This is a genomic window from Streptomyces graminilatus (genome assembly GCF_001418565.1).
GTDB lineage: Bacteria > Actinomycetota > Actinomycetes > Streptomycetales > Streptomycetaceae > Streptomyces > Streptomyces graminilatus.
The window spans coordinates 1-4,506 of the sequence record NZ_LIQQ01000475.1 but is presented as its reverse complement, the minus strand read 5'-3'; the positions used below and the strand labels follow the sequence as shown (position 1 = coordinate 4,506).

General features: G+C 66.8%; 5 protein-coding genes. 3 read left to right on the top strand and 2 right to left on the bottom strand.

Going from position 1 to position 4,506, the window contains the following annotated elements; genetic code table 11:
• Nucleotides 1-258: 258 nt before the first annotated feature.
• On the bottom strand, nt 259-2,457 hold the full coding sequence (locus AOK08_RS33380) for an AIPR family protein (protein ID WP_198539471.1): 2,199 nt from the start codon (nt 2,455-2,457) through the stop codon (nt 259-261).
• A gap of 163 nt (nt 2,458-2,620) precedes the next feature.
• Between AOK08_RS33380 and AOK08_RS33375 the strand changes: the two genes are divergently transcribed.
• Complete coding sequence (locus tag AOK08_RS33375) at nt 2,621-2,869, top strand: type II toxin-antitoxin system Phd/YefM family antitoxin (protein WP_055532982.1); 249 nt, start codon at nt 2,621-2,623, stop codon at nt 2,867-2,869.
• Nucleotides 2,870-3,121 (top strand): type II toxin-antitoxin system RelE family toxin, encoded by a 252-nt coding sequence (locus AOK08_RS33370; RefSeq protein ID WP_055532981.1) that lies wholly within the window; start codon nt 2,870-2,872, stop codon nt 3,119-3,121.
• A 67-nt stretch (nt 3,122-3,188) separates the two neighbouring features.
• Here the strand turns inward: AOK08_RS33370 and AOK08_RS33365 are convergent, their stop codons facing one another.
• Nucleotides 3,189-3,599 carry a hypothetical protein gene (locus AOK08_RS33365; RefSeq protein WP_055532980.1) on the bottom strand — a complete coding sequence of 137 codons (411 nt, stop codon included), beginning with the start codon at nt 3,597-3,599 and terminating at the stop codon, nt 3,189-3,191.
• A 128-nt stretch (nt 3,600-3,727) separates the two neighbouring features.
• Between AOK08_RS33365 and AOK08_RS33360 the strand changes: the two genes are divergently transcribed.
• Entirely contained in the window at nt 3,728-4,363 is a 636-nt protein-coding gene (locus AOK08_RS33360; RefSeq protein WP_079054422.1) for a uridine kinase family protein, read from the top strand.
• The last annotated feature ends 143 nt before the right edge of the window (nt 4,364-4,506 follow it).

The following is a 4,506-nucleotide window of genomic DNA, read 5'->3' as shown; positions in this document are numbered from 1 at the left end:
CTCACCGCCCCCGCGGCCCCCTTGCCGGGCTTCCCCCGCTTCCCGGAGGCCGCAGGCTTCCGCTCGCCCTCACCAGGAATATCAAAGCCCAGCTGTTCCTCAGCCATTGCGATAGCGCCCACCTTGTCCCGTATTGCCAAAATCCGTGCCACCCGTTGTCGTCCGGCGGCATCGCCAAGACTAGGGCAGCGCGGAACCGGTTCCTCTTCGTTCCACGCCGCCCGCCCCAAGTGGTCACCAACGAGGACGATCGCGCTCTCACTCCTCGACGCCCTCGGTCACAGCGGCACCGCCCTCAGCGATCTGGACCAGGGACCGACCGTCCGGGTCGACCCAGTACTTCGTCCCCTGAACCTGCTGATCGTTCCCCATAGCCTCTCGACGGATAAGGCGCACCAGGCTGGACGGGGAGTACGCCTGACCGTCCGCCTCCCAGACCAGCGGCCGGCTCTTGCTGCTGCGCCACAAGGCATACGCCCGCCTCGGGTCCTCCTGAAGCCATCGGGGCAGGTTCTTGCGATCAGCCTCGGTGTCGGGCCGCAGTTCGAAGCGCGTACCCTCCGCCACGAGCCCCTGCTCGACGATCGTGGTGACCGCACGTGTACTGCGCCCTCCGGCACTCGACGACAGAGAGCCGTGTCTTGCAATGACAAGCGCCATCTCGGCGGCCGCTGTTTCTTCCTCACTCACTTCCTTCGCGCCCTCCGGCGTATCGGTCCTGGAGGGCGCCTCGACCGTCAGCAATACCTCGGGCTCGGTCTCCACCCCGGCGGCCAGAAGCGCGGTGAGTCGACCCACCACCTCGGCGGCCCGCTCGGGCAGAGTGACTGCCCTGGCGACCTGGCTGTTTCGTCCCCACGCGCCATCAACGATGTCGATCAGATGTGCTGCCGCCTGCCGAACCCGCACCGGGACCTGAGCCAGTTGCTCCTGCCAGGCGTCGTCGGCGTCCTCCCCATCCAAATCGACTGCTTCCATCGTGTGAAACAGCACGTGAGTGAGCAAAAATTGTGCGTGCTCAGCCACTTGCGCCACACGGCGGTTGGACCTGCCATCGATCGCGCTGAGCCCGTCCAGAGCGTCGCCCACCGCCCACAGCAAGTTCACGCAACGCCACACGCGGTACGCAGTCGGCAGCGAGCGGAAGATCTCTCTGTAGTTGGTCTGTTCCCAGAGCGAGGCCGGGTTCCGTTTCGCCTCGGCCGCGAAGACCGGGTCCCTGTGCACTGCGGCGAGAGCCAGCGCCGCCGTCTCCATGGTGCAGCCCTCGTTCCGCTCCGGCTCAATCTCGCCCCGCTTGACCGAGTAGGTGAGGTCCAGGGCCAGTTGGAAATCCTCGCGCAGATCGGTCTGCTCCGGCTCCACAGACCGGAGATCACGCGCCTCGATCGGGTTCTGCGTGTTGGCGGCGATCGTGATCCTGTCCCCGAAGTCGTCGGGACACTCTTGCAGCGAGATGACGCGGATCATCACCTGAGCCCGCGCCGCACAGTCGGGGTGGGACTCCATCACCGCACGCACCGCATCCCCGGTCTGCGCACCATTGATCACGCTGGCACCTTCGAGATGCAGACCTATGGGTGCCCACCGGTCGGGCGGATCTACGCCCTTCGGTCCCGCCTGGTCGCAAACGAGGGTGATCCCGCTGTTGAGGTACAAGAAGTGCTCGGGCGTGCGGATCAAGGAGTCGCGGATCGTGGAGTTGACCTCGCTGTCGCTCAGGGCGTCGCGCACGTTGCGGGCCGTGAGCACATCACCGTTCTCACCCGCGTACCAATCGGCCACCGTGGTGGCAGGCACGGTTCCGTAATACAGAGGGAAGGGCTTGTCCGCCTTTCCAGGACTGCACAGTTCGATGTCGAGGTCGACTCTGCGCCGGGCCCCCAGGATCGCCCGGTACATGGCGGGCAGATCGATGATCTCCAGGGAGACCAGATCCGGATCTCTGGGGTGCAACGCGCCTATCTGTTGCTCCAGGCGCTCGCGAATATTGTGGTGCAGCGGGTCACGCGTGACGAGCGCAAGCACCAGCGTAACCCTCGGCCGCTGGGCGGCCAGTGCCCGCGTCAGGTCGGCCACGTGCGGGGCGACCTTGGGCCCGAGCCGCTCGAAGTCACGATTGAACAGGTAGCGCAGCCCGTCTACGACGGCCGCCACGTCGGGCTGTTTGAAGCCGGCGTTACCCTTGTCGTTCCACTTGGACTGGACAACGATGATCTCACGGCCCTCCACGGCCACGGCATCGATACCTTCGTCGCCGCTACCGTCGGTGATCGCCCGCGCCGCCTCCTCGTCCGTCTTCTCGGTCTCCATCGTGATGGCGAGAGCGGCCACCGCACGGCTGAGGAACATCTGCTCCTCGTCGGAACGATCCGCGACATCGTCGGTAATACCGAACGGCCGGAACCGCTCGATCAGTTGCCTGCGCAGGTTCCCCACATGAGCCGGATACGGCACGCGTCCTCCTCGTCCACAAGCGCCAGGAAGGCTAACCCGACGAGCGGCGCGTGTTCCTTTCGTTTCGACGGAACACGATGGATCGCGGCACAGCGGACAGCGCTCAGCGCGCACACCATCACATAAATTGCACACAAGAGTAACCTTGTGCAACCATGTATTCATGACCGAGATCGCTATCAGCGCCGCGCGTTCCCAGCTCGGCGACCTGGTCCGCCGTGCAGCCCACGGTCGCGAGACCATCGCTCTCACAGACCACGGCCATATTGCCGCCCTCCTCGTATCCCCTCAGGTGATAGAGGAGTTTGAAGACGCCCTGGCACTTGCCGACTACGAGCTGAGGAAGGCACGCGGAACTCTGGAGCCAGGGATTCCGCATGAGGAAGTCGGCCGCATGCTGGGGCTGCGGTAAGTGGCCTACGAGATCATCTGGGAACCGCGCGCGACGAACGCCGCCGTGCGATTCCTCAAGGAGGACCCGACCGGCCTGTCCGCGGTCTACGAAGCTGTGGACACACTGGCAAGTCAGCCCCGTCCGTCCGGATCCATCCCGTACGGGTCACAGAACGTTCGACGCCTACACGTCGGCGACTACCGGGTCTTCTACATCATCGAGGAAGACGTGATCCGCATCCTCGTCACCCATCTCGGGCGAACCGCCTGAGTCCAGGCCTGCCCGATCAACAGAGTCGCGCCCCCTCGAACTCGAAGGAGGCGCGACTCGCCCGCGTTCAGCCACCCAGCAGCCCCGTAGCCTGCCCCACCACAGGAATGCTCCCGATCGACTGCGCCTGCGCGACCGGCCCGGTCAACGCCTGGGACGTCAGCGGCTGAAAGTCGGCAAGCTGAGTACCGACCCCGTTGTCGAGCGGGTCAACCCCCGTACCCGCCAACGGATTGGGCTTGAGCCCCTGCACCGCACCGGTGACATAGCCGACCGAGCCGGTGAGCGCCGCGAGCCCCGACTGCGGGTCGATGTTCCCCAGCGAGGTGGTCGGGTTGGTGCGGATGACATCCACCGCGGGCCCTCCCTCGGCGGCGGAGGCCGTAGCCGCGCCCGCCCCCAGCGCCGCGCCGGTGGCCGCGAGGGCGATCAGGGCGCGCTGGGCGGTCTGGTTCTGGATGGACGTACGTCGTGCCATGACTGGTGGCCGCCTTCTGGTGCGCCGGGTAATCGGATCGACACGAAGGGTAGTTGAGGGGTGACGTACCTTTCAAAGCCGACCCGCGGGGTCGGCAGGGGGCGCCCGATGCCTCAGACTGGTGTCTCGTGACCTCCCACCCGCCCATACCCACGCGAGTCGTGCTGCTCTGCGGCCCTTCAGGCTCCGGCAAGTCCCTCCTCGCGGCCCGTTCCGGTCTCCCGGTCCTGCGGCTCGACGACTTCTACAAGGAGGGCACGGACCCGACGCTGCCGCAGGTACTCGGAAGCACCGACATCGACTGGGACCACCCGGAGTCCTGGGACGCGGACACGGCGGTCGCCGCGATCGCGGAGCTGTGCCGCACGGGTCGTACGAAGGTTCCGGTGTACGACATCTCGCTGAGCGCCCGTACGGGCGAGGAGAGCGTCGAGATCGGCCGGACCCCGCTGTTCATCGCGGAGGGCATCTTCGCCGCCGAGATCGTCGCGCGCTGCCGGGAGGAGGGCGTCCTGGCGGACGCGCTCTGTCTGAGCCGGGGGCCGGTCAAGACGTTCCGCCGGCGCTTCCTGCGGGATCTGCGCGAGGGGCGCAAGTCGGTGCCGTTCCTGCTGCGGCGCGGCTGGCGGCTGATGCGCGCCGAGCGTTCCATCGTGGCCCGCCAGACGGCTTTGGGCGCCCACGCGTGCGACCGCGACGAGGCGATGGGCAGACTGGCGGACGCGGCGGCGGGCCGCCGCACCCACACGAGCACGACCGCCTGACCCTCGTACGCACAAAAAGGCGTCACACGACAGGTGTCACACGACAGGTGTCACACAAAGCCGTACACAAGAAGCGGGACTGGATGGACCCCCCGGCCCTCCAGCCCCGCTTCTCTTGTGCTTCCCCCGTGCGGTGCCACCCC